Origin of the sequence: Streptomyces sp. NBC_00647 (assembly GCF_045207245.1) — a bacterium.
In the GTDB taxonomy this organism is placed as follows: Bacteria; Actinomycetota; Actinomycetes; order Streptomycetales; family Streptomycetaceae; genus Streptomyces.
The window spans coordinates 666365-688216 of sequence record NZ_CP109040.1 but is presented as its reverse complement, the minus strand read 5'-3'; the positions used below and the strand labels follow the sequence as shown (position 1 = coordinate 688216).

At 70.2% G+C, this 21852-nt stretch carries 21 protein-coding genes; 8 read left to right on the top strand and 13 right to left on the bottom strand.

Annotated elements, in window-relative coordinates; all coding sequences use genetic code 11:
* Positions 1-343 precede the first annotated feature (343 nt).
* From OG788_RS02910 to OG788_RS02900, 3 genes are all read right to left on the bottom strand, one after another.
* Positions 344-814 carry a Pycsar system effector family protein gene (locus OG788_RS02910; protein ID WP_406368923.1) on the bottom strand — a complete coding sequence of 157 codons (471 nt, stop codon included), beginning with the start codon at positions 812-814 and terminating at the stop codon, positions 344-346.
* 245 nt (positions 815-1059) lie between these two features.
* Positions 1060-1593 carry a chloramphenicol phosphotransferase CPT gene (gene cpt, locus OG788_RS02905; RefSeq protein ID WP_406368921.1) on the bottom strand — a complete coding sequence of 178 codons (534 nt, stop codon included), beginning with the start codon at positions 1591-1593 and terminating at the stop codon, positions 1060-1062.
* A 175-nt stretch (positions 1594-1768) separates the two neighbouring features.
* A complete protein-coding gene (locus tag OG788_RS02900; RefSeq protein ID WP_406368919.1) occupies positions 1769-2704 on the bottom strand; it encodes a DMT family transporter in 936 nt (311 codons plus the stop codon).
* 40 nt (positions 2705-2744) lie between these two features.
* Between OG788_RS02900 and OG788_RS02895 the strand changes: the two genes are divergently transcribed.
* On the top strand, positions 2745-3269 hold the full coding sequence (locus OG788_RS02895) for a MarR family winged helix-turn-helix transcriptional regulator (protein WP_406368917.1): 525 nt from the start codon (positions 2745-2747) through the stop codon (positions 3267-3269).
* 74 nt (positions 3270-3343) lie between these two features.
* Here the strand turns inward: OG788_RS02895 and OG788_RS02890 are convergent, their stop codons facing one another.
* The gene (locus OG788_RS02890) at positions 3344-3739 is read right to left on the bottom strand and encodes a DUF6223 family protein (RefSeq protein ID WP_406368916.1); all 396 of its coding nucleotides are present in this window, start codon (positions 3737-3739) and stop codon (positions 3344-3346) included.
* 231 nt (positions 3740-3970) lie between these two features.
* On the opposite strand from OG788_RS02890, the gene OG788_RS02885 reads away from it, so the two are divergent.
* Positions 3971-5098: a sensor histidine kinase gene (locus OG788_RS02885; RefSeq protein WP_406368914.1), complete on the top strand. Its 1128-nt coding sequence runs from the start codon at positions 3971-3973 to the stop codon at positions 5096-5098.
* Positions 5095-5754, top strand: a complete 660-nt coding sequence (locus OG788_RS02880; protein WP_406368913.1) for a response regulator — start codon at positions 5095-5097, stop codon at positions 5752-5754. Before OG788_RS02885 ends, OG788_RS02880 begins: the two co-directional genes overlap by 4 nt.
* A gap of 38 nt (positions 5755-5792) precedes the next feature.
* On the opposite strand, the gene chrA is transcribed toward OG788_RS02880, so the two are convergent.
* The 5 genes from chrA to OG788_RS02855 form a co-directional block, all read right to left on the bottom strand.
* Positions 5793-7001: a chromate efflux transporter gene (chrA, locus tag OG788_RS02875; protein ID WP_406368912.1), complete on the bottom strand. Its 1209-nt coding sequence runs from the start codon at positions 6999-7001 to the stop codon at positions 5793-5795.
* Positions 7002-7136: 135 nt separating this feature from the next.
* Entirely contained in the window at positions 7137-7556 is a 420-nt protein-coding gene (locus OG788_RS02870) for a VOC family protein (protein ID WP_406368911.1), read from the bottom strand.
* Positions 7553-8809 carry an ArsR family transcriptional regulator gene (locus OG788_RS02865; RefSeq protein WP_406368910.1) on the bottom strand — a complete coding sequence of 419 codons (1257 nt, stop codon included), beginning with the start codon at positions 8807-8809 and terminating at the stop codon, positions 7553-7555. Before OG788_RS02865 ends, OG788_RS02870 begins: the two co-directional genes overlap by 4 nt.
* Positions 8810-9302: 493 nt before the next feature.
* Positions 9303-10301 (bottom strand): nucleotidyl transferase AbiEii/AbiGii toxin family protein, encoded by a 999-nt coding sequence (locus OG788_RS02860; RefSeq protein WP_406368909.1) that lies wholly within the window; start codon positions 10299-10301, stop codon positions 9303-9305.
* Positions 10298-10921 carry a hypothetical protein gene (locus OG788_RS02855; protein WP_406368907.1) on the bottom strand — a complete coding sequence of 208 codons (624 nt, stop codon included), beginning with the start codon at positions 10919-10921 and terminating at the stop codon, positions 10298-10300. Before OG788_RS02855 ends, OG788_RS02860 begins: the two co-directional genes overlap by 4 nt.
* A 524-nt stretch (positions 10922-11445) precedes the next feature.
* Here OG788_RS02855 and OG788_RS02850 point away from each other — a divergent pair.
* Together OG788_RS02850 and OG788_RS02845 are read left to right on the top strand one after the other, a co-directional pair.
* Positions 11446-12090, top strand: coding sequence for a hypothetical protein (locus OG788_RS02850; RefSeq protein WP_406368905.1), 645 nt, complete (start codon positions 11446-11448; stop codon positions 12088-12090).
* Positions 12091-13336: 1246 nt separating this feature from the next.
* Positions 13337-14473 carry a hypothetical protein gene (locus OG788_RS02845; RefSeq protein ID WP_406368903.1) on the top strand — a complete coding sequence of 379 codons (1137 nt, stop codon included), beginning with the start codon at positions 13337-13339 and terminating at the stop codon, positions 14471-14473.
* 245 nt (positions 14474-14718) lie between these two features.
* Here OG788_RS02845 and OG788_RS02840 read toward each other — a convergent pair whose 3' ends face one another.
* Positions 14719-15060: a hypothetical protein gene (locus OG788_RS02840; RefSeq protein WP_406368902.1), complete on the bottom strand. Its 342-nt coding sequence runs from the start codon at positions 15058-15060 to the stop codon at positions 14719-14721.
* A gap of 398 nt (positions 15061-15458) precedes the next feature.
* Here OG788_RS02840 and OG788_RS02835 point away from each other — a divergent pair, with 398 nt between their 5' ends.
* The gene (locus OG788_RS02835; RefSeq protein WP_406368900.1) at positions 15459-16277 is read left to right on the top strand and encodes a spermidine synthase; all 819 of its coding nucleotides are present in this window, start codon (positions 15459-15461) and stop codon (positions 16275-16277) included.
* Between the two features lie 103 nt (positions 16278-16380).
* Here the strand turns inward: OG788_RS02835 and OG788_RS02830 are convergent, their stop codons facing one another.
* Positions 16381-17553, bottom strand: a complete 1173-nt coding sequence (locus OG788_RS02830) for a serine/threonine-protein kinase (protein ID WP_406368899.1) — start codon at positions 17551-17553, stop codon at positions 16381-16383.
* Between the two features lie 342 nt (positions 17554-17895).
* On the bottom strand, positions 17896-18564 hold the full coding sequence (locus tag OG788_RS02825; protein ID WP_406368897.1) for a PH domain-containing protein: 669 nt from the start codon (positions 18562-18564) through the stop codon (positions 17896-17898).
* A 237-nt stretch (positions 18565-18801) separates the two neighbouring features.
* Between OG788_RS02825 and OG788_RS02820 the strand changes: the two genes are divergently transcribed.
* On the top strand, positions 18802-19353 hold the full coding sequence (locus OG788_RS02820) for a hypothetical protein (protein WP_406368896.1): 552 nt from the start codon (positions 18802-18804) through the stop codon (positions 19351-19353).
* A gap of 257 nt (positions 19354-19610) precedes the next feature.
* Here OG788_RS02820 and OG788_RS02815 read toward each other — a convergent pair whose 3' ends face one another.
* Positions 19611-20642, bottom strand: a complete 1032-nt coding sequence (locus OG788_RS02815) for a saccharopine dehydrogenase NADP-binding domain-containing protein (RefSeq protein ID WP_351543248.1) — start codon at positions 20640-20642, stop codon at positions 19611-19613.
* A gap of 109 nt (positions 20643-20751) precedes the next feature.
* Here OG788_RS02815 and OG788_RS02810 point away from each other — a divergent pair, with 109 nt between their 5' ends.
* Entirely contained in the window at positions 20752-21735 is a 984-nt protein-coding gene (locus tag OG788_RS02810; protein WP_406368895.1) for a helix-turn-helix domain-containing protein, read from the top strand.
* Positions 21736-21852: the final 117 nt, after the last annotated feature.

Sequence of the window (21852 nt, the reverse complement as noted above, 5' to 3'; positions counted from 1 at the left end):
CCCGGGCCGAGTGCGACTATGGGCGGAACGCTAGCGCCGACCACTGACATTAGGTCCCACGGACTGTGGACGGGGCACGTCCCCGCCGTCCCGGGACCGGAGCCCGCCCCGTCTGCGCATGCGAGCGGCGGCGAGGCCTGCTCGTGCCGGTCATTCTGGAAACGGTCGGCCTGTCTTCCCGGACCGCGGTTTGCCGGGGAGGGGCATGGCCCAGATGCAGCGGATTCGCTTGCCGGTGAGTCAACGCCATCACCGATACGGTGGCGCCGTCCATTGGGCTACCAACCGGGTCGGCCTCGCCTGCGCGATCACCCACCGGCAACTCGCCTTTGCGTGGAAGTTGTCAGAGACCTGTGGCCGCGACGGCCGCGGCGACGAACAGGAGAAACAACCCCGCGATCAGTAGGTCGACGGCCATCCGCAGGCGTCGGAATTTGCCCTCGACGATGCGCGACAGAAAGACGATGCGTTCTGGTCTGCGATCTGCCCTCATGTGGATCACGAGGCTGTCGCGGTCCAAGCCCGACCACAGCTCCCAGCCTTCCCCCGCTCGGCCACTCAGGGACGGACGGATCGAGTGGAGCAGGAGCAGCACCGATACGCCCACAACAGTGAGCCCGAGCAGCCCTGGTGCGCGCACGTACCAGCTGAGGTCGATGCTGTGACCGATCGCCGCCACCAGTGCCAGGATTCCGCCGTCGACCGCTATGAGCAGACTGGCTTTGGTGTCGTGCCGCACCAGCTCGCGTCCCAGCATGCTGTCGGCGCTGTTCAGATTCTGCTCGATGCGGTCTGACGGCTGCATCGACATCATGTCTCCCGATGACCGAGCGCGATTTATGCGCTCTCTAGGACGCCTGCATTGTCATTCCGGTTCTCACAACACTCTCGAAACGCCCTCTGCTGCCGATCTATGATCTGCATCGTGAAATGGCCGGCCTGGCACCGGTGTTGAAGTCCTGGTCCAGCGTCGCGAGGGAGACCGTCCAGCACGGCTTCGGCCTGAGCGGCCGGTGCGGCCTGCGGTTGTCGACCGGGAAGTCAGGAGCCCTCCAGCGATCAGATGACGCGGGCCGCGATGGTTCGCGCGCACGCCAGGGACTCGGTATGTGTCGTGTCCACCTCCAGGTCGTAGGAGATGCCCTCGTGGACCACATCTGCCTGCAACGCCGCCATGCCCCGCACGCGATCTCCTCGCGCCACCTCCCGGCCCGCGGCGACCGAACTCTCACATCTGACGCCGACCCACAACACGTCCAGTCCGCCAAGAGCCTTCTGCCACCCCGCCTGGGAGGCCGTTCCGCCGAGGAAGACGTCATCGATGATGATCCTGGCGCCCGCACGGGCCATGGCCACGATGCCTTCTCTCCAGGCCGCTTCCAGGGCCCGGAAGTCCGCCCCGACGCTCACCCCGCCGTCCGCCGCGACATCGATCCCACCGTCCGACCCCTGCATCCTGGCGGGCATGGAGTCCACGAAGGAGTCGCACCCGAAAGCCAGCCACGGATCCGGCAGTTCGGCCTGCAGGCACCGTACGATCCCGGACTTTCCCGAACTGGAACCGCCGTTGAGAATGATCATCTGAGTCGTCACCGCGCCACGGTAGGACGCTTCTCGCACGGTGCGAAACCCATTTCGGCACGCGCTGCTCCACGGCGCCATTCGGACTTCCGTGGTTCGCACCTCGCCCAGCCGGCGTTCGGCGCGCCAGACGCGCATCGGCATCTGCCGTACGAAGAGGACAGGGCTGCCGGGAGCCGCGATCTGCTCAGCGGGGAGCGCAAGTAGACGGCTCTCGCGCCGGATTCCCGGGGGCGGAGACGGGATCGCCGGGTGCCTGACCGTTGCCGCGCGGGCCGTTGCGGGCGGGTCGGCCGAGCACGACTCCGGCCAGGACCAGGATCAGTCCGCCCAACTGCTGAAGGGTCAGTACCTCGGCCGCGACCACGGTGCCGAGCAGCACGCCCGTGACGGGGTTGAGCAGTCCGACCAGGCCCACGCTCCCTGCGGGCAGATGGCGCAGCCCGGTGAACCAGGCGGTGAAGGCCAGCGCGGTGGCGACCAGGGTGACGTAGCCGAACGCGAGCAGCGCCGGGGTGGAGTACGCCGGGGGAGAGCCCTCCACAGCCATGGCGGCCGGGAGGAGGAAGAGGCCTCCGGCGATGAGCTGCCACGCGGTCGAGGCGAGCACATCGGTGTCGGCGCTCCACCGTTTGGCCAGGATGTGACCCAGGGAGGACACGAGCACGGCGGCGGTCGCGGCCAGGACACCGGGCAGGCTCACCCGCTGCGCGCCCGTGAGCAGCATGAGGCACACCCCGGCGAGTCCGATGGCGGCACCGGCCAGGTGGGCGGTCCGGGGGCGCTCGGCCACCAGAGGCCAGGCCATGAGCATCATCGTCAGCGGGGACACCGCCATGACGGTCGAGGCGACGCTCGTCGGAAGGAGTTGGGAGGCGACGTAGACGAGGACGAAGAACACGCTCACGTTCAGCAGCCCGAGCACCGCCGACCGCAACCACCATGCGCCGCGCGGCCGCTGCCTGCACAGAGCCAGCAGGACCAAGCCGGCGGGCAGGGCCCGCACGGCAGCTCCGTAGAACGGGCTGTCGGCGGGGAGGTAAGCGTGCGTGACGAAGTAGTTCGTCCCCCAGGCCACCGGTGCGATCGCGGTCACCGCCACCCAGCGTGCATTAGCTTCCATGGAAGACAGTATAGCTTCCGTGGAAGCTATACTGGTGTTCATGGAAGACCGGCAACCACGGGACCGTGTGGCCCGCATCCAGGCGGACTGGCGCCGCGAGCGGCCCGACCTCGACGTCACCCCGCAAGGAGTGATCGGCCGCCTGCACCGCCTGGCGGGCCGGCTCACCGAGGAACTCTGCCTCGTCTATGGCCGCTACGGTCTGAGCGAGGGAGAGTTCGACGTCCTGTGCGCACTGCGTCGCGCCGGTGAGCCCTACGAGCGGGCACCCGGCGAGCTGGCCGCGCACACGATGGTCACCACCGGCGCGATGACGAAGAGGATCGACCGTCTGGAGCGGGCCGGACTCGTCACGCGCCGCCGCTCCGACGACGATCAGCGTGGCCGGATCGTCGCCCTCACCGGACCTGGGCTCGAACTGATCGACCGGGCGTTCACCGACCACATCGGCAATGAACACCAGCTCCTGGGCCTACTGACACGCACCGAGGCGGAGACGCTCGAAACGCTGCTCACGACCTGGCTCTCCCGGATGGACCAGCCGGGCGCCCCGCGCGGCGGTTGATCCGTCTTCGGTGGTCGTCGCCATGGTCTGCTGCCGACCCGGAGGCAGCGACCAAGGGCTGTCCCGTAAATGATCTATGAGTCGCCCAGGGCACGCTCGTGTTCGAAGCGGTCGGCGGTCCGCTCGGCGCTCCGGGAGCGAGCGAGGGCGCGCCGGCCGAGGGCTATGGCGAGAAGTCCCAACGGGATGGCCACGACGGCTCCCACCAACCCGTTGCCGGTGCCGGGGCCACCGTGGGAGGTGGCCAGGTGCAGCGCCGCGAGGGCCGTGCCGGCCAGGCCCACCACCATGGCGGACATGGCGCTGGTGCGCGCGTTGCCGGTGCTGATACGGCCGCTGACGCGGGCCATGGCCAGCCAGCCGATGGCCACGCCGATCAGCCCCACCCCGAGGGCCAGGTTGGCTCCGGTCCGCCCGTCGCCGATGACTCCCCCCTCGGCGGCCACCGTCAGGACATCTGCTGTGCTCATGCCACTCTCCTTCTTCGTGCGTGGCGGATTCTGCGGTTGCACTGTGCCTTGAGCGTGCCTGGCGACCGCCCTCCCGGTCGTCCGGCGGGTGCCGTCTTTTCGGACTGCCGTCGGCATGGCAGTCGACTGCTGCGCGTGCGGCAGACGGCGGGTGAGTACCGCGGGTGCGGTAGCCGGCCGCTCGTCCGCCGGCGGGACTCGCCCGCGGCGGCGCCCGGCTAGGGTGCGCGCATGGACACAGGGCGTTTTCGTGTCCCGGCCGGTGCCATGGACTGGGCGATTGCCGTCAGCGTCGCGGCACTGCTGCTGGGCACCGGGCTGTCCGGGCAGCACCCGGCCGGGGAGCGCGCGCTGATCGGCTCCCTGTTGCTGGCGGCGGGCGGTCTGGCGCTGGCCGCGCGTCGCAGGGCTCCGATCGTCGTGCTGGCTGTCACCGGCCTGTGCGCGGTGGGCTACGAAGCGGCGGGTTTTGACGTGCTCGCCGTCTCGTACCTGGTCGCGGTGTACGGCGCCGTGCGGGCCGGGCACCGTGCCCTGACGGTGGCGGCATCCGTGTCGCTGCTCGCCGTCCTGCCTCTCACGGCGCTGGTCTTCCGCGACGGGCCGGCACGCGAGGCGTTCGCTCAGGCCCGGAACGTACTCGAGATCGCCTGGCTGATCGCCGCCTTTGCCGCAGGGGAGGCGTTGCGGCAGGCCGAGCGGCGGGCGGACGAAGCCGAGCGCACCCGGGAGGAGACCGCGCGGCACCGCGCGGACGAGGAGCGGCTGCACATCGCGCGGGAACTGCACGATTCCCTCACCCACCAGATCTCGATCATCAAGGTGCAGTCGGAGGTCGCCGTTCACGTCGCCCGCAGACGCGGCGAGCAGGTACCCGAGACGCTGCTGGCGATCCAGGCGGCAGGACGGGAGGCAGCCCGGGAGCTGCGCGCCACCCTGGAGGCCCTGCGCGACGACGACACGACCCCGCCGCAGAGCCTCGCGCATGTACCGGAACTGGTGGAGCGCGCCCGTTCGATGGGCCTGGACGCGACGCTGACGATCGAAGGGCAACGGCACGACGTGCCGGCCTCGGTGGGCCGGACCGCCTACCGCATCGTCCAGGAGGCGCTGACCAACACCGCCCGGCACGCGGGCGCCACCACCGCGGCGGTCCGGATCGAATACCGGCCCGACACCCTTGCCGTCCAGGTGGACGACGACGGCAAGGCCACCCCCGACACCGCGCCGGTCCCCGGCCTCGGGCTGCTCGGCATGCGCGAACGCGTCACCGCCCTTGGCGGCCGGCTGCGCGCGCGGCCGCGCACCGGGCATGGCTTCACCGTCCAGGCTGAACTCCCTGTGGAACGAGCATCATGATCCGTGTCCTGCTGGTCGACGACCAGCCGCTCATCCGCAGCGGCTTCCGCGCGCTGCTCGGCCTCGAAGACGACATCGAGGTGGTGGCCGAAGCCGCGGATGGCGCGCACGCCGTGGCGCGCGCCAAGGAGCACCTGCCCGACGTTGCGCTCATCGACATCCAGATGCCGGTCATGGACGGCATCGAGGCGACCCGCCGCATCGCCGCGGACCCGGCCCTGTCGGGTGTGCACGTCGTCATGCTGACCAACTACGGCATGGACGAGTACGTCTTCGACGCGCTGCGCGCCGGCGCCGCCGGGTTCCTGGTCAAGGACATCGTGCCGGAAGACCTCCTGCACGCCGTACGGGTCGCCGCCCGCGGCGACGCCCTGCTCGCCCCGTCCATCACCCGCAAGCTGATCCACCGCTACGTCACCCAGCCGCTCCCCGCTGCCGGCGACGCGCTGGAGCAGCTGACCAGCCGCGAACGCGAGGCGGTCGCCCTGGCTGCCCAGGGCCTGTCCAACGACCAGATCGCCGACCGCATGGTGATCAGTCCGATGACCGCCAAGACACACATCAACCGGGCCATGACCAAACTCCACACCCGCGACCGGGCCCAACTCGTCGTCCTCGCCTACGAATCCGGTCTGGTCGCCCCGCGCAACCGCTGACAGAGGCAGCAGTTGCCCACAGCGCGGGGACGGAACGGTCAGGCGACCGGCCAGCCGGCCAGCGCGGCGGCGATCCCGAGCACGCCTGCTCCCAGCAGGGCACTCACCACGCCCCGCCGCATCCCCAGCAGCCAGACGGCCGCTGCGGCCAGCACACCGAACTGCCAGCCGTGCTGCAGCACGAGGGCGAGAGGAATCGCAGATCCGGCGATCGCACCGATCACCGCAGGCCCCGCCCCGGCGAAGAAGGCCTGCACCGCCGTACTGCTGCGCAGCCGATCGAACCGGGAGCCGCCGAGGATCACCAGCAGGAACGACGGCCCGAAGGCCACGGCGGCGGCCAGCAGCCCGCCACCGAGCCCGGCGGCGGCGTAACCGACCACGGCCACCGTCTGCACCACCGGCCCCGGAGTGATCTGACCGAGCGCGACCGCATTGAGGAACTGCCCCTGGCTCATCCAGTGATACCGGTCCACCGCGTCCGCCTGCATCAACGGGATGATCACAAAGCCGCCGCCGTACGACAGCGCCCCGACCTTGAACGCCACCCACACCAGCGCCCCCAGCCCACCTGCCGCCGGGGCCGCGAGGGCGAGCGGCACCGGCCACGCTGCCCCGCCCCTCGGGCGCGGCAGCGCAGGGCGGGTACGCACGCACATCTCCATCAGGCCGGCGGCCACCAACGCCAGCACCAGCCACGGGCCGGCAAGCGCGGCCGCCGCGCCGCCCGTCAGCGCGTAGCCGACCCACCTTGCCCGCGCCGCGCGTCGATCGCCGGCCCGCTTCCAGCTGGCCGGCACCAGGGCCACCGCAGCCTGCACCGCGACCGCCGCCACCGCGGCCCCTGCCCCGGCGGCCGCCCCGAGCACCCACAGCGGCGGATCCCCGCCCAGGAACAGTGCGGCCAGCGCCAGGATCAATGTCAGCCCCGGCACGATGAAACACACCCCGCCGACCAGCGCGCCGGGCGTGCCGCGCAGCCGCCACGCGGTGAAGATCGCCAGCTGGGTGGAGGCCGGTCCTGGCAGGAGATTCGTCGCAGCGATCCCGTCCTCGAACTCCGCGGCCGATATCCATCCCCGGCGCTGGACGCACAGCTGCCGCAGCAGCGCGATGTGGGTCGGTGGCCCGCCGAAGCCGATACAGCCGATCCGGCCCCACTCGCGGGCGATCACGCCCAGTGCCACCCGCGGCGTCCCTGGATCCCGCTCGCCGTCCGCGGTATCCGGCGTCGCCTCACTGGTCATGCACGGACTCCTTGCCGACGCGCCGCGCGCGCCTGTGCGACACCGGTATCGGACGACACGGATGAGCCCCGTGACACGCCCAGCGCGCACCGCGGGGACGGCAGGCCCGCCGCGGTGCTGTGGGGGAGGGAGCGGTCAGTGCCGCCCTTGGCCAGATCCTGCCGGCGTGGTCGGCCGGGGGGCGGGCTGGAACAGCTCGATGAGGTTGCCCGCCGGGTCGGCCAGCAGGACCTGACGTCCCCCGGGACCGGCAACGACCTCGCTGCGGAAGGAGAGACCGGTGCTGCGCAGCCGAGCGATCTCGGCGTCGAGGTCGTCGAAGGTGAGGTGGATGCGATTGCCGCCCGCGACAGCGGCCTCCTTGGGGGTGGCCCGGGCACCCGAGCTCGCCGGGCCCGACAGCAGCAGCCGCAGTCGGCCGCGGGTCACGTCGGCGAAGGCAGGGACGGCGCTGGTGTGCAGCGTGAAACCGAGGTGGGTGGTGTAGAAGTCGGTGGCGGCCTGCACGTCATCGACGAGGTAGCGGACGCTGACGTATTCGTCGTGAGTGGTCATGGCGCGGACCTCGCAAGGGTCTCGGGGGTGTTCAGGACCGGCATCAGGTGCCGGATACGGGTGTCTATATCTGCCGCCGCATGCTCAAAGGCCGCATAGCCGGCCTGGCCGGTGTCACCCGCTTCGCCCGGATCGGCCATGCTCCAGTGGACCCGCCGCGGGCCGAACTCCGGGCAGACCTCGCGAGCCTTGTCGCACAAGGTGATCACATGGTCGAAGCGGCGGCCGGCCAGGTCGTCCACGTGCTGGGTGCGCCGACCTGACAGGTCGATGCCGAACGACTCGCGCAGTACCCGAACAGCATGCGGGTGCAGGCGCGGCTTGGGGCTGGTGCCCGCACTGGCCGTCGTTACGCGGCCGGCGCTGTGGTGGCGGAGCAGGGCTTCAGCGATCGGCGAGCGGGCGCTGTTGCCGGTGCACACGAAGAGCACCGCAACACGGCGGGACCGCGCCCGGACGGCCGGACGACGAGGCGGCGCGGGGACCTGGCGCAATGCCGGGTGCAGGGCGGCACCGCTGGCGGCCAGCGCCTCAGCGCACCGCTCCAGCTCGAGGCGGTAATAGCTGTCACGGCCGTCGAAGCTGCTGCGCCTGGCCGTGACCAGACCGCCTTCGCGCAGCAGTCGCAGGTGGTACGAGACCAGGTTCTGCGGCTCCCCGACACGTTCCACCAGTTCACGGACCCGATAGTCGCCGTCGGCGAGCTCCGTCAGCAGCTGCCAGCGCAGTGGGTGCGCAGCGAGCCGGACGAATTCCGGCGGCGCGACGGCCGCGTCCGAGGGTCGGGGTCCCATACCCCGAAGATACATCAACTCACATTGATGCATCAATGGGAGTTGATCGGATGCTGGCACGTGCGGCGGCATCCGCCCGATCGGGCGGCCTTCGACGTCGAGGGGGCGACGGCGGAGGGTGTAGTAGGAGAAGAGGGCTTCGGTGTGGTTGACGAGGTAGAGCTTGGCCATGGGGGTGAACGGCAGGGCCCGGAAGGTGATGCGGGCCTTGATGCCGTGGGTGTCGTGCAGTGACAGGAGTGCGGCGCGCAGGGATTGTTCGTAGGCGTTGCGCTGGGCGAGCCGGCGCCGCTGGATGGTGTCGGCGCCCTCGTCCCAGCCCTCGTCTTCTGGCTCCGCGGCTTCTTCGCGTGGGCCGGCTACCAGGACGGGCCGGCCAACGTGCTGTGTGAGCAGTCCATGAGCTGGGGGCGCCGCTCCGGTTCCGAAGGCACGCGAGCCGGTCGCAGTCGCAGTCACCCACCCACCTGGCCGGAGGGGCGGTAGACGGCTGCTGCCGGGGGGGCAGTGCCATGAAGGTGCTGCCCCACGGCCTCAGCTGCCGACGGGTTCGGGCTCTTCCTCGGTCAACGACGCGGCAGCCGCCCCTTCACCGGGTGAGGTAGAAGCAGAGGCACACTGCTTGGCGCTGAGCCGGGCTCTTGGCCACGAGTCGCGGGTGGTGTCCGACCACGGGGGCCCGGTGGGGAGGCGGGGTTCGAGCAGAAGCTGGTGGACCGGTTCCTGCCGGCCGGGGCGGGAGCGTGGATCTGGGACCGTTCGCCGGCGGGGGATCGGGCCGTGCTGTTCGCGTTCGCCCGGTTCACCAGCTGCCGCTTGAGGGCGGTGCAGAACGTGAATGGGACCAGTTCCTGTCCCATCTGCTCCGTGAGCGCGGCTTTGCCCTCGGAAGCCCCACGCACCGAGTCCGTCATCGCTGTTCCCGCGCTTCAGACCTTTCACCGAGCCCGGATCAGCCGACGGTCCCCCTGAACGTTTGCGTCACAGCCTGCACCAGCCGGTCCGCGTACTCCCGCTCGGCATCATTGAATTGCGGGTACTCGGTGACGAAGTGGTCCCACTCCACGTACCCGACCGCCTCCGCCACGTCCTCGAGCAGGATCCTCTCGCGGTTCGCGTATGGCCACTCGCCCGACAGCCGGAACACCTCGTGCAGCAGCTCGTAGCGGAGCGGATGCCGCTCGGCCAGCAGCACGGCGTCGTACAGATCCTTGCCCTGGCCGTGCGTGTCGGTGATCAGCCACATCAACTTCCAGGCCAGGGACAGTTCCGGCGTGGCCGCCTGCACGACTGTCCCGCCCGGCAGTTCTGTCGGCTCGGGCGCTTCGGGCAGCCGCTCGTTGAAGACGAAGTCGAGCTGGACATGGCCGCCCGGCAGCCCGGGCGAGACCCACGGCAGCACCATGCGGCAGCCCGGTACCCGGTCGTAGGTCCAGATGTCCTCGATCACCGCACCCTGCGCCGAGATCCCGATCTCGGGTCCGCGCGCTTCGGCCAGGGTCTGCGCCGCCGCGGCGATCCCGCGCAGCATGTGGTCCGTCCGGTCCTCGTCGATCCGCCAGGTGTCGGGGGCGACGACGAAGTCCAGGTCGCCGGGCTCGCGGGCGGCATCCGGGAACCACACCGACATCAGAACGCTGCCCCGCAGCACCAGTGCGTCCGCCCACTGCGACGCCGCGATCGCGTCCAGCACCAGGTGCAGGGCCCGGCGCCGGGCCGCCCGCCACGTCTCGCCCCGCGCCGGATCTCCGAACCGCGGGTCGGTCGCGCGGTAGGCGTTCTCGTGGTGCTTCAGCGACGGGTCGAAGACGGGACGCTGCACCACGTCGTCCCCTGCCACCCACTGCAGCGTCTTCGGCAGGTCCTGTGCACTGCGGGTGGCCTCGTCCAGCGGTTCCCGGGGCAACTCGGTGCTCCGCCAGCCGAATCCGTCCCACGCCGTCCCACTCATGTCCGTACCCCCACAGGCTCCGCGATCCAACCGTCGTCCACGGACAGGTCACTGTCATGGAGCACGAACTCCCGCTCCATGCTCAGCACCACGAATCCGCCCAGCTCCCTCAGCAACTGCTCCAGTGCCCGCCCCGCCCCGTCGGCGCCCACCCCGCGGCACCGTTGCGTCACGAACCGCTCGTGCCGCGCGCCGGCCCGCACCCGCAGGGCGTTCCACGACAGATGGGCGCCGTGCGGCACCACCCGGGCCGCGAGCGCGGTCAGGTCCGTGCCCGCGTCGAGCAGCAGCTTCACGTGATGCTCGAAGTACCGTTCGTCGTCTTCGCCGAGCCGAGCCGGTACCTCCGCGGCCCACGGCGTGGACTCGGTCTTCACCCGTACCGGCTCGAACCCGTCCGCACGAAGCCCCGCCACGACGTCCCGCACTCGCTTGTCCTGCTCGACGTACGACGAGGAACCGCACAGTGTGAGCATGGGCTGATCGCGCATCCGGCCGCGCGCCAGCACGATATGCGTCAGCTTCAGACCACCCGAAGCCGCCCACCGCTGCAGCCGCACCCACTCGTCGGGGTCGGCACAGCGGACCGTCACATGCGATTCGTACAGGGAAGCGGACACCCGCGGATCCTGCCAGACAACGGCCACTCACGCCCATTCGACCCCCAGCTCCCGCAGCGCGTGGAACTGTTTCTGGGCGAGCCGTTCGCGCCTTGCTCCGGCGCTGTCGGCGCGTCGCCGTAAGCCCTGCGCGGTATCCCGTGCTCACGCGGAGCTGGTTCCAGGCGGTGTGCACGTGTGCACCTGATTGCCTCGGGGTTGGCACGCGCCCGCTGGGATCCAGATGGACCTCGTCGGCGTCCTTGTCTGGGAAGTCCAGATTTGGGGGGCGGATGACAGAGGGGCCGCAGAGGCACGTCCGGCTACGGCTGGCCAGGCGCCGCACCGCGCCGGCCCGTGTACGGGCCCGGGTTCGGGAGGAAGGGCCCGCGCCGGACCCGGACCCGACACCGGAGCCTGACCTGGCGCCGGAACCCGATGCCGAGCCCGTTCCTGACGGCGGGCCGGCACCCGCAGCCGATCCGTCCCGGGCGCGGCGAGTCTTAAACCGTGTGCGGCGCGCAAGGTGGTCGCACTTCATCACCGTGGGCGCCACGGCGCTCGCGGCGGTCGCTGCTATCGGGGGGCTGTGGGCGCAGGCCGTCACGACGTTCTGGAGTCAGCAGACTGCGAAGGACCAGCTTCGCCAGTCGCAGGAGGACCAGGAGAAGGAGGAACGTGCGCAGGCGATGGCCGTGTCCCTGTGGGTGGACCGGGCCGACGACACCGACGATACGAGTTGGAGACTGCACATCCTGAACCGCTCGCCGGACCCCGTGCCCTTCATGCAGGCGGCCTACCTCATCCGGGTCGGTGGGGGTGGCTCTGCTCGTGCCCTGGCGGTATCGGGTCCGGCCAACGCCTATCTCGTGGTGAACACGACTCGGCTCGCGCCGTGCACGGAACTCGTTTTCTCGTCGAAGCAGGCAGGCCGCGACTGGGGGTCACCGAAGGGGGAGGTGTCCCTGCCACCGCCCGGTTCCCGGCTGCACTCTGCCCAGTTCGCGTTCGCCTACTTCGTGGACCGCGATGGACGTTCGTGGTTGCGCTGGGGGCAGGGCCAGTTCGCTCCGTTCGACACTGAGATCTGGCGTCGCATCACTGCTCCGTCCGAAGAGATCATCTGGGAGAAGCAGACAAAGGGCGATCCGCTGACGCGGTCGGCGGCGTCGTGCGGCGGGACTGACTGACACTCAACGGACACCGGCTGCTGCGGGGCAGGCATCTTTGTGTCCTCCGGCGCGGCGGGGCGGCCGGTGCCGATCTCCCCGGCGGTGGTGGCCTCGTGCGCCGGTCCGAGTCCGGCTGTCGTGCTCTTGGCCGTTGGCTGCATCCAGTGGGCCACCGGAAGTCACTCACGCGTCGACGTCGCCCCGCTGTCAGTCGGCATCGATCCCTGCACTGCTCGCTTCCTCTGCGGGGAGGGCCTGCGGCGGGTGGAGGGCCGGAGCAACCGCGTGTCGTGTGCGGTGCCGGGCCTTGATGACCTTGGCTCGTCACGACTGGTGGACCAGCAGCAAGGCCGCCCCCTGGCTGGTGTAGGCGTGCGAGAGTCGCATGATTGATCCGATTGTGAGCTGGTGCCTGCGCTCTTCCCAGCTCCTCGCCGGTGGCTCTAGGCTCGTTCGGTGTCCAGGAGGTCACCGCAAGATGCCTGCGTCATCGCCCGGGGGAGACTGTGGATGTCCCGACGTTGATCCTGCTGGGGGCAGCGGGCGGTCTCGTGCGCGGGGCGCTGGACTTGTACAGCCGGTTTGTGGCCTGGCAGGCCGACCGCCAGGCTCATCGGCAGGCGATTACGGCGCATGGGGAAGTCCCCCGTTTTCAGGCCTACTTCGACTTCCCCGTCGATATCGCTGCGGCCGCCGTGCACACGGTGATGGGCGCTGGCACTGCGGTGCTGTTCGGCGCCACGGGCCAGATCAGCGGCAAGTACGCCGCACTCGTCGTCGGCATGTCGGCGCCCGTCCTGCTCACGCAACTCATCCGGATCCAGACCGTGAACGATGCGGTGAGCGGTGACCGACAGCCCGCAGCATCGCCTGAGGAGGCAGCCCCTGCGGCAGGGGCGGAGCCGACTGCTGGTGTGCCGGGCGGTCCGCACGGAACCGGTGACGCACAAACCCCGGCCACCAGCGGCGTCGGTGGTCCGGGGCTGCCAGCAGAGCCGATGCCCGCCTCCCCCGCAGACCCGGGCGGTCCTCCTCCAAGAGTGTGTCCCCTGCCTTCGCCCGGGGTGCATCCCGCGGTTGCGGACGTGCGAATGCCCGATGCCGCGCCCGGCGAGCACCCCGCGCACCGGTCACCGTCCCCGGAGCCCGCACATCTCCGAGACAGTCCGGTGCGTGCGGACCCGGGCAGCGGAACGACGGAAAGGAGCCGTGAGGGCCGCAGCGCGTCACACTGGCACAGGACGGAGCTCGGGGAGGAGGGGCTGTGAAGAGCGTTCCGCAGCACCTGCTGAGTGAGGACCGCCAGGAATACGAGCGGATCATCGACGAGGCACTGCGCTCCACTCAACTGGCACCTGCCGGGCAGCGGCTCAGCATGGAGCAGCTGCGCACCATGGCGATCAGCGCCACCGCCCTCATCACTACGGCCGCGGCGGACGAGTACGCCCACTACGTAAGACTCCGTGAAGACCTCCGCCAGCTGGCGTCCTCGTCCGACTCCTCGCCCTCGCACTCGCCCTCCTCATCCATACGCCGGGAGCCGTCGTTCGCCGTCGCACCGTCTGCCCTTGCCGACTCCGACAGCCGGGGGATGGGCGAACAGTCTGACCCAGCCGGTCTGCGCCAGCGGTTCGGGGCCGCCGTCCTGGGCGCTGGAAGGCCGGGCGGCCGCCGGTTCGGCAACGGTGTCGCTGCACAGCGGTGGGCCCGCATGCCGTACCGCCGCCGACTGCTGGCCACACTGCTCGGCCTGCACGTACGCCCGGAGGTACCGGCGGGCTCACGAGGCGGGGAGACAGGGACACCGCGCACGCCCGCGCAGCAGAAGGCAGTCCACCCGACCGCTCCCCCCTCGTCAATCAGGCGCGAAACACTGGATCTTGAAGCGGTCCCTGTTGTCGCGGTCCTGGCACCTGTCTTCGCCGGCACCATCACGGCGGTCTTGCTCCTCGTGGGTTACATCCTGAAGTTGCTCAACCCTGCGCCGACGTTGGCCCAGACGATGCTCACCGCCGGTTGGGCGTCTGGTGCGATGACGGCGGCTGCCGTCCTGGCCTGCGCCGCCAGGATCTTCCTCACTGTCCCGCGCAACAGGTCCTCGCCCGAGGCCGGACAATACGGCGAACTTCCCGAGGAAGTGGCCCGCGCCAAGGACGCCTGGCGCGATGCCCTGCTGGATCGAGGCCTCCTGCCGTTCCTCCGGTACGCGCTGGCCGACCCTGGCTCGGTGACACTGGACCGGCCCGCACCGACTTCCACTGGCCGCATGCCGCAACTCGGCTACAACCGACCGGGTTTCAGCAGTCCCGAAGAGGGACCGGCGAGGGGCACGCGGTCGGGATTCTCCAGCCCGGACTTCAACAGCCCGGACTTCGGAGGCCCGGAACATCAGCCGAAGTGACATCACAAGGGCGTTCGAACGTCGCCTGCCATCGTCCGACGTCTACGGCGTGACCTGCGGCCACCGCTTGATTCTTCGTTGTCTTCGCAAACCCCGGTGACCTTTGGTGGCACCATCAGCGAGGACTCCGCCTATCGGCTGTGCGTGGCCGGCACCCTCCCGCCGCAGGGCCGTCACGAGCCTTCCGAACTGTCGTGGGCTCAGCCGACGGCTCCGACGCCGTGATCACACCAGCCATTGCACGATCAATCCACCGCTTCGGGTTCACCCAGCTCGAACGCGATGCGGCAGCGTTCCACCTGGTCAGCCACCTGCTCCATGAACCATTGCATGATCTCGTAGGGGATGACGTGCCCATCAGGGCTGTAGATGCGGACGGTTGGCTCCAGAGCAGGGTCCTCGTCGGGGACGAGCGCCGCAAGGAAGGGCGGACCGGGCAGATGGGTCGCCGCATTGGGCGTCTCAGCCCACGCGGCTGGCGCAGGCACAGCCTCGCTCAGCTCCACAGCCCAGGAATCGTCGGGCAAGGCGTAGTAGAACAGGATGGCGTAGTGACGACCTGCATGTTCTCTCAGCTCTGCTGGCATGACGGCAGGCTGCCACAGCACGCGGTCACAAGCCCGGGGATATTGGCTGAGGCCCAGTCGCCGGGAAGAAGCCCCGACTTACGGGGCTGCACTGGCCCGTGGCCCACTCCTGCGCCGACGCCGACACTGATGGAACTTTGCCTGGATCCCCATCGGGTGAGCACGTCAGTGCGTGGGCCGGACGGCGGAACGGCCGGACCGACTCGGCGACACGGTGGCGTACGGCCGTTTGCCCGCTCTCTCGGAGGCGATCCGTGTGAAGATCCTCCAGGGCATCCGGCCCGAGCCGGACGGTACGGCGCTCACCTTTGGCGTGGTTCCCTCCAGCCGAGGCCGTCGGCGCGCGGGGCTGTCCCTCGGCCGAGCTGGTCGTACGAGGATCGGGAGCAGGGCATCGGATGAGCGCACGTTTCGAGGAGATCGACTGGCGGCCGACGCCCATGGGCGAGATCAGCCTGCGTCGTCGGCGCGATCCGCTGTCGGGCGAGGACGTGTACGAGGTGAAGCTCGGCGACGAGTACCTGATGTCGAGTCTCTTCACCACCGGGGAGATCGAGCTGACCCGGCTCGGGCTGGCGGAACTGCCCCCCGACGGCGTACTCGACGTCGCGGTGGGCGGACTCGGTCTCGGATACACGGCCCGGACGGCGCTGGAGGATCCGCGCGTTCGCTCGCTCATCGTCGTCGACGCGCTGGCCGAGGTGATCGACTGGCATCAGCGAGGGCTCGTACCACTGGGCACGGGACTGTCGTCGGACCCCCGATGCCGGCTGGTGCTCGGGGACTTCTTCGCGATGGTGGCCGGAAGCGCGACGGCGGGCGGAACGCCGTCCGCGGAGGGTGCGAGAACGGACGCTCCGGTGTCCACGGGGGACAAGGCCGTCGACGTCGGTGCGACGCCGCGCGGTCTGGACCCCGAGACTCCTGGACGCCGTTTCCACGCGATCCTCCTGGACGTCGACCACTCGCCGCGGCACGTCCTGCATCCCAGCCACGCCGGGCTCTACCGACCGGCCGGCCTGGCGGCTCTGGCCGAACTGCTCTATCCAGGCGGAGTGTTCGCGCTGTGGTCGAACGACCCACCCGACGAGGAGTTCATGTCTGTGCTCGCGGGGGTCTTCGCGGAGACCGCCGCACACGTGGTGGATTTCGACAACCCGCTTCAGGGCGGGACCGCGGCCAACACCGTCTATATCGGGCGAAGGCGCGACGGCTGAGGAACCTCTGCCCGGCTGACTGGTCAGCCGGGCAGAGGTTGCCGGCGTTGCGTCCCGCCCCGGCGCATCACGGGGTCGAAGACGTTCCGGACAAGGCGGGCCTTCATCCGGCGGGGCGGTAGCGCGCGATGACCTCGTCGAGCTCCTCGATCCAGGTGTCGAGCTGGTCCTCGTCCTTGGTGGTCACGCGGCAACGGTGCGACTGGCCGTCGGTGAGGGTGACCGTGACGGTGAGACCGTAGCCGCGGCCGGTCTCCCGGTGGGTGACGGTGTGAACGATCGGCCACGGGAAATCGACGGGGCGGCCATTGACTCCCAAGGAGATGCCGTGGACGTCCGCGATCACAGCGTTCTTGTGGTCCATGGCCAGGAACTCGGCAGCCTGGGCCGGGTTTTCGTCAGGGGCGGGTGTGGGTGGCGCGGTGACGGTCGGGGGGTAGAGCGGGGGTGCCGGGATGGATGGAGCGGACAGGATCGTGGGTGTGTAGCCCGGCGCGGGTGCGGGTGCGGCGGTGAACACGTCCAGGAGATGTTCCGGAGTCGGGCGCAGGGCCGGCTGTTTCGCCAGACACGCCTCGACCACGGGGCGCAGGGCGACGGGAACGGCGGTGAGGTCGGCCTCGTGATGGACCGAGCGATACATCAACGCCATCGATGTGCCGTGCCCGAATGCGCTGCCGCCGGCGGCAGCGACCAGGACGGAACCGAGCGCGAACACGTCCGCCGCTCCGTTCACCGGATGGCCTTCGGCCTGCTCCGGAGCCAGAAAGCCCGGGGTGCCGACGCTGGCGCCGGGCACCGTCAGCCGGGCGTCCTCCGTAGCGCGTGCGATACCGAAGTCCACGACCCTCGGTCCGTCGACGGCCATGATGATGTTCCCGGGCTTCAGATCGCGATGCACCAGACCACAGGCGTGGATCGCCTGCAGCGCCTCTGCCAACGCCGCACCCAGCGCCCGCAACGCCTGCTCGTTCATGGGACCTTGGGCGTCCAGGGCGTCGGCCAGGGTGGGGCCGGCGATGTAGGCGGTGGCCAGCCACGGCAGCTCGGCGTCGGGGTCGGCATCGACGACCGGCGCCGTGTGGAAGGCGCCCACGCGGCGAGCGGCGTTCACCTCGGCCCGGAATCTCTCCCGGAACATGCTGTCCTGGGCCAGCTCCGGCCGCGCGACCTTCACCGCCACCAGGCGCCCACCCCGCGAGCGCGCCTGGTACACGACGCCCATTCCCCCTGCGCCGAGCACCCGCTCGACGGTGTACGGGCCGATACGGTCCATCCCCCACCTCCCCGATCGTTCGCCTGCCACGGTAAGCCAGGCGCCGCATGCAGTGATCAGCGGGGAAGGGGAGGCGAGCGACTCCCGCAGCCGCAGCCGCAGCCGCAGCCGCAGCCGAGGCCGAGGCGAACCGCGGGCTGGGGCCGACGCTGGGGCCAGTGTGCCGGTGGGCATGTCTCGAACCGGCCGGGCCCGACTTCGACGCGGGACACCGGCGCCCGCTCCCTGGCCTGATCGCTCGCGGAGTCGAGGTCGGTGAGTGCGCCTTCGTCAGGCCTGTCAGGCCCGTCAGGCCGCTTCAGCCCACGTCAGCGCGGGAGCTCATGGGCACTCTCACGGCCGTCATCCGTTGCGCACTCTCGCGCGGTACGAGGTGACCGCGGTCAGGGCGAAGATCAGAGGCAACCCGACCCCCATGACCGTCAAGGGCTGCAAGGTCGACTCCAGCCACCCGGGCATGTCCACGAACAGCGGCAGCAGCATCAGTACCGTCAGCGGGATGAACGACAGCATGAGGGCGACGAAGCCCGCCGTCATCGCCGCCTGGCGGGCATTGCGCCGATCGATGAGGACGGCGGCGTCGGGGTCGGGCGCCCAGTCCGCGCCGCGCAGTTCCTCCCACGCCTCCAGCAGCACCCCGAGTTCGCGCTCGACGTTCACGTGCAGGTCGTCGAGGAAGGGCAGCAACACCTTGCTGCCGTCGCGGCCGTAGGCGTGCACGATCACCTGGGCGGCATGGCTCTGCATCGCCGCGGCCGGATTGGCCTCGGCCCTGATGTCCTGGATGTCTTCCCAGGCCAGCCGTCGGCGCCTGACCATGCCGCGCACACGGATCGACTTGATGTCCGCGGTGGTGGAGCAGTGCAGGGTGGCGTAGAAGAGCCACCCCATGAGGGCGACCCACGCGATCACAAAGGGGTACGTGACCGAGGCGGGCAGGTCGTCGGCGGTCAGTACGGCCCCCAGCATGCTCACCGTGCCCACCGCGATCACCCACAGGAACAGTCGCATCCGGGAACGACTCAACCGATACTCGCGTGGCAGCCCGTCGTACCCCACACCCACCCCCCCTCTTGCCCCCACGGCCCCGGCCACCGTCGGGCCACCATGGTTGCGCCCCAACTCCCGCATGTCGAGGGCTATTTGGGCACAGGCGCGCACAGTCTTGCGACACTCGCGTCCGGGCTACGGAGTCCGTGCCGGAAAATCCGTCGGCCTCGGTCGGCGCCGGCTGCGAGACTTCACGCCATGACGCGACCTGCCCTCACCCAGGCGGAATATCTGGCCGAAGTCGAGAGACTTGCCCGCGAGGTGCGGTCTGCTGCGCTGGTAGAGGGGTGGCTCACCTACGGCAATGACCCCGAGGGCGCGACCGTCCTGCAGCGGGCTGTCAACGAGCTTGCCCGGACTCTGCGCCATCACCATTTCCCCGGTGACGGCTGTGTCGAGGAGGAGCTGCCTTTGATCGACCTGGTGGGTGTCGTGATCATTCGGCCTGGAGTCATGCCCTCGGCACGGGACGAGACGTATGAGCAGGCCTGCCTCCGCATCGGTGTGGAACCCCGCGAGGAGGGATGGGCGCTGTGGAACACCTGGGGCAAGGCGCAGGACCGCATCACCATGGTCGTCTCGGCTGTTGACACCACCGTGGGACTGCTCGCGAACTGGTCGCGAGGTGTGGACGTCAGTCCTGTCCGGCCCCTGCCTTCGCAGATCGCGCTGATCCGGCAGGGCTGGTCCGGACCCATGACTCTGTCTCCGCGCGCCGTGAAGAGGACCGGCCTGCTGGATTCGGCGTAGCGCCACCTGTGAGTCGGTCGGCGACCCGACGCGGCTTGACCCCGCGGACCAGGTCCTCCAGATCCTCCCCGGTTTTCCGGCATCGGCTCGTGGCTCTCCCGATCCACATGTCGACGAGGTGGATCTCGCCGGACCGGGGTGGGGTGGGCGTTGATGGAACCCTTGCCGGCGCCGTCGGACCGTATCCGGCCACCGTCGCATGGCTCGGTGGAGGGCGAGCGGCGCAGCCCGCCGACGGCGGTGTGGGCGGCCGGTCGCTATTGCCTCAGCTCGAGGGACAGGTGCGCGGACAGCGCGCGGAGGAAATCGGCCGCGTCGAAGATCTCGCCGGCGGAGGCGACCCCGACCGTTCTGGTCCGCCCGGTGAGAATGCGGTCGACGGCTTCGACCGCGAGCGGCGCGGTGATGGCGTAGATGTCCTGGCCCCTGGCCACGGCTCGCCGTTCGGTGCCCTTGGAGCGTACGACGACGTCGACGAGGAAGGTCTGTGCGGACCGACCTTGGTCGTCGACCGCGCTGGGCGCCGGGGTGTCGGAGGCCGAAAGGTCCCTGGCCGCCACGACGGTCATGTAGTTGCGCACCTCAGGGACGTCGAGGTGGCTGGGTACGGTGACCACGTCGGCCATCGAGAACTCCCCGATGACGGATCGCGGGCCCATCGGGTCGGGGAACGGCCACTCCAGGGTGGGTGCGGCATCCTGCGTGTACTCCAACTTCCCCTGCGTGTAGCGGACCCGTCGGTCACCTCGCCGCTCCCGGGAGACCGCGCCGGCCGCACGAGTCCCGGCGGTGGGGTGCCAACTGCTCAGCCCGTACGCGATGTGTGCCTCGTCGGCCGCCTTCCAGTCGCCCATCGCGGCGGTGGTCAGCAGGTCGCCGAGCCCGCCGTAGAAGGCCATCGCGGGGACGATCACCGCTCCGGCGGTTCGGGCGCGGTCCGTGAACTGCTCGAACGTGTCGACGTTGGCCTCGATCTCGGCCGCCACATCCACGTACGGGATTGCGGCGCGGAGTGCCGCCTCGATCACGGGGGCAGCCGTCGTGGCGAAAGGCCCGGCGCAGTTGATCACAGCCGTGGCTCCGGCCAACGCGTGGTCGAGCGCGGCCGGATCGTCGACCGACGCCGGGCGGACGTCCAGTTCGGGATGGGAGGCCGCCAGCGCCTTGAGCTTCTCGGCGTCCCGGCCGGAGAGAACCGGGACGAACCCGCGCTCCAACAGCTCCGCCACCACGAACCGCCCGGTGTGTCCGTACGCGCCGAACACCGTCACAACCTGCCCCGACCCCATGGGTTTTCCTCCGTGCCTGAGTGATCTGCCGTGATCCGTAAGAACATCCTGACGGGGACGGGCCACGCACACGAGTGTCCGGAACGCCATGCCCCGTACAATTTCGGACATGGACACTGTCGCGCTGGCCGTCACCGACGGGATGCTCCACTTCGAACTGGCCCTGGCCTACGAGGTCTTCGGCTCCGCCCCGGACGCGGTGCCGGGCCCCTGGTACGACATCGCCGTCTGCGGGCCGGACGCCGTGCGGGTCGGACGGTTCCTGCTCGAGCCCGACCACGGCCTCGATCACCTCGCGCGCGCCGACACCGTCATCGTCCCGGGCTGGGCCGACGTCGACCGGGACCCACCCGCCGACCTGGTCGACGCGGTGCGCGCGGCCCACGAGGCGGGCGCACGCATCGCATCGCTGTGTACCGGCGCGTTCGTGCTGGCCGCCGCCGGCCTGCTGGACGGCAAGCGCGCGACCACACACTGGGCGCACACCCAGGAGTTGGCCGTCCGCCATCCCCAGGTACAGGTGGACCCGGACGTCCTCTACGTGGACAACGGCAGCGTGCTCACCTCCGCGGGCAAAGCCGCCGCGATGGACCTGTGCCTGCACCTCGTCCGCCTCGACCACGGCTCGTCGGTCGCCAACTCGGTCGCCCGTCGCCTGGTCGTGCCGCCTCATCGGGACGGCGGCCAGGCCCAGTTCGTCACGACACCGGTGCCCGCCCGGGACAACCATCCGCTCGCCGAACTGTTCCCTTGGGTGATCGAGCGCCTTGACCATCCGCTGACCGTCGAGGACTTGGCCCGCCAGGCGCGGATGAGCTCGCGGAATCTCGGCCGTCACTTCAGGTCGGTGACCGGTACCACCCCGCTGCAATGGCTGCTGACGCAGCGGATCCGCCACGCCCAGGAGTTGCTGGAGACCACCGACGCCGGCGTCGACACCATCGCGGCGGCCACCGGCATGGGCACCGCCACGACGCTGCGCCGTCACTTCAACCGCACGGTCGGAGTGCCTCCCGACGCCTACCGCCGCACCTTCCGCTCACGGACCCGCCCCGGTCCGGATGACAAGGGTGACCACGGCCGACACCACTGACCCCGGGCCGCTTGTTCGGCCCGACGCGGAATCGGTGCCTGCCGTGCGGGCCGGGGGAGTGGGGCGGCTCGCACGAGGCGTGCGCCGGGTGACACTGTGTGGCGGTGTGTCCGTGTT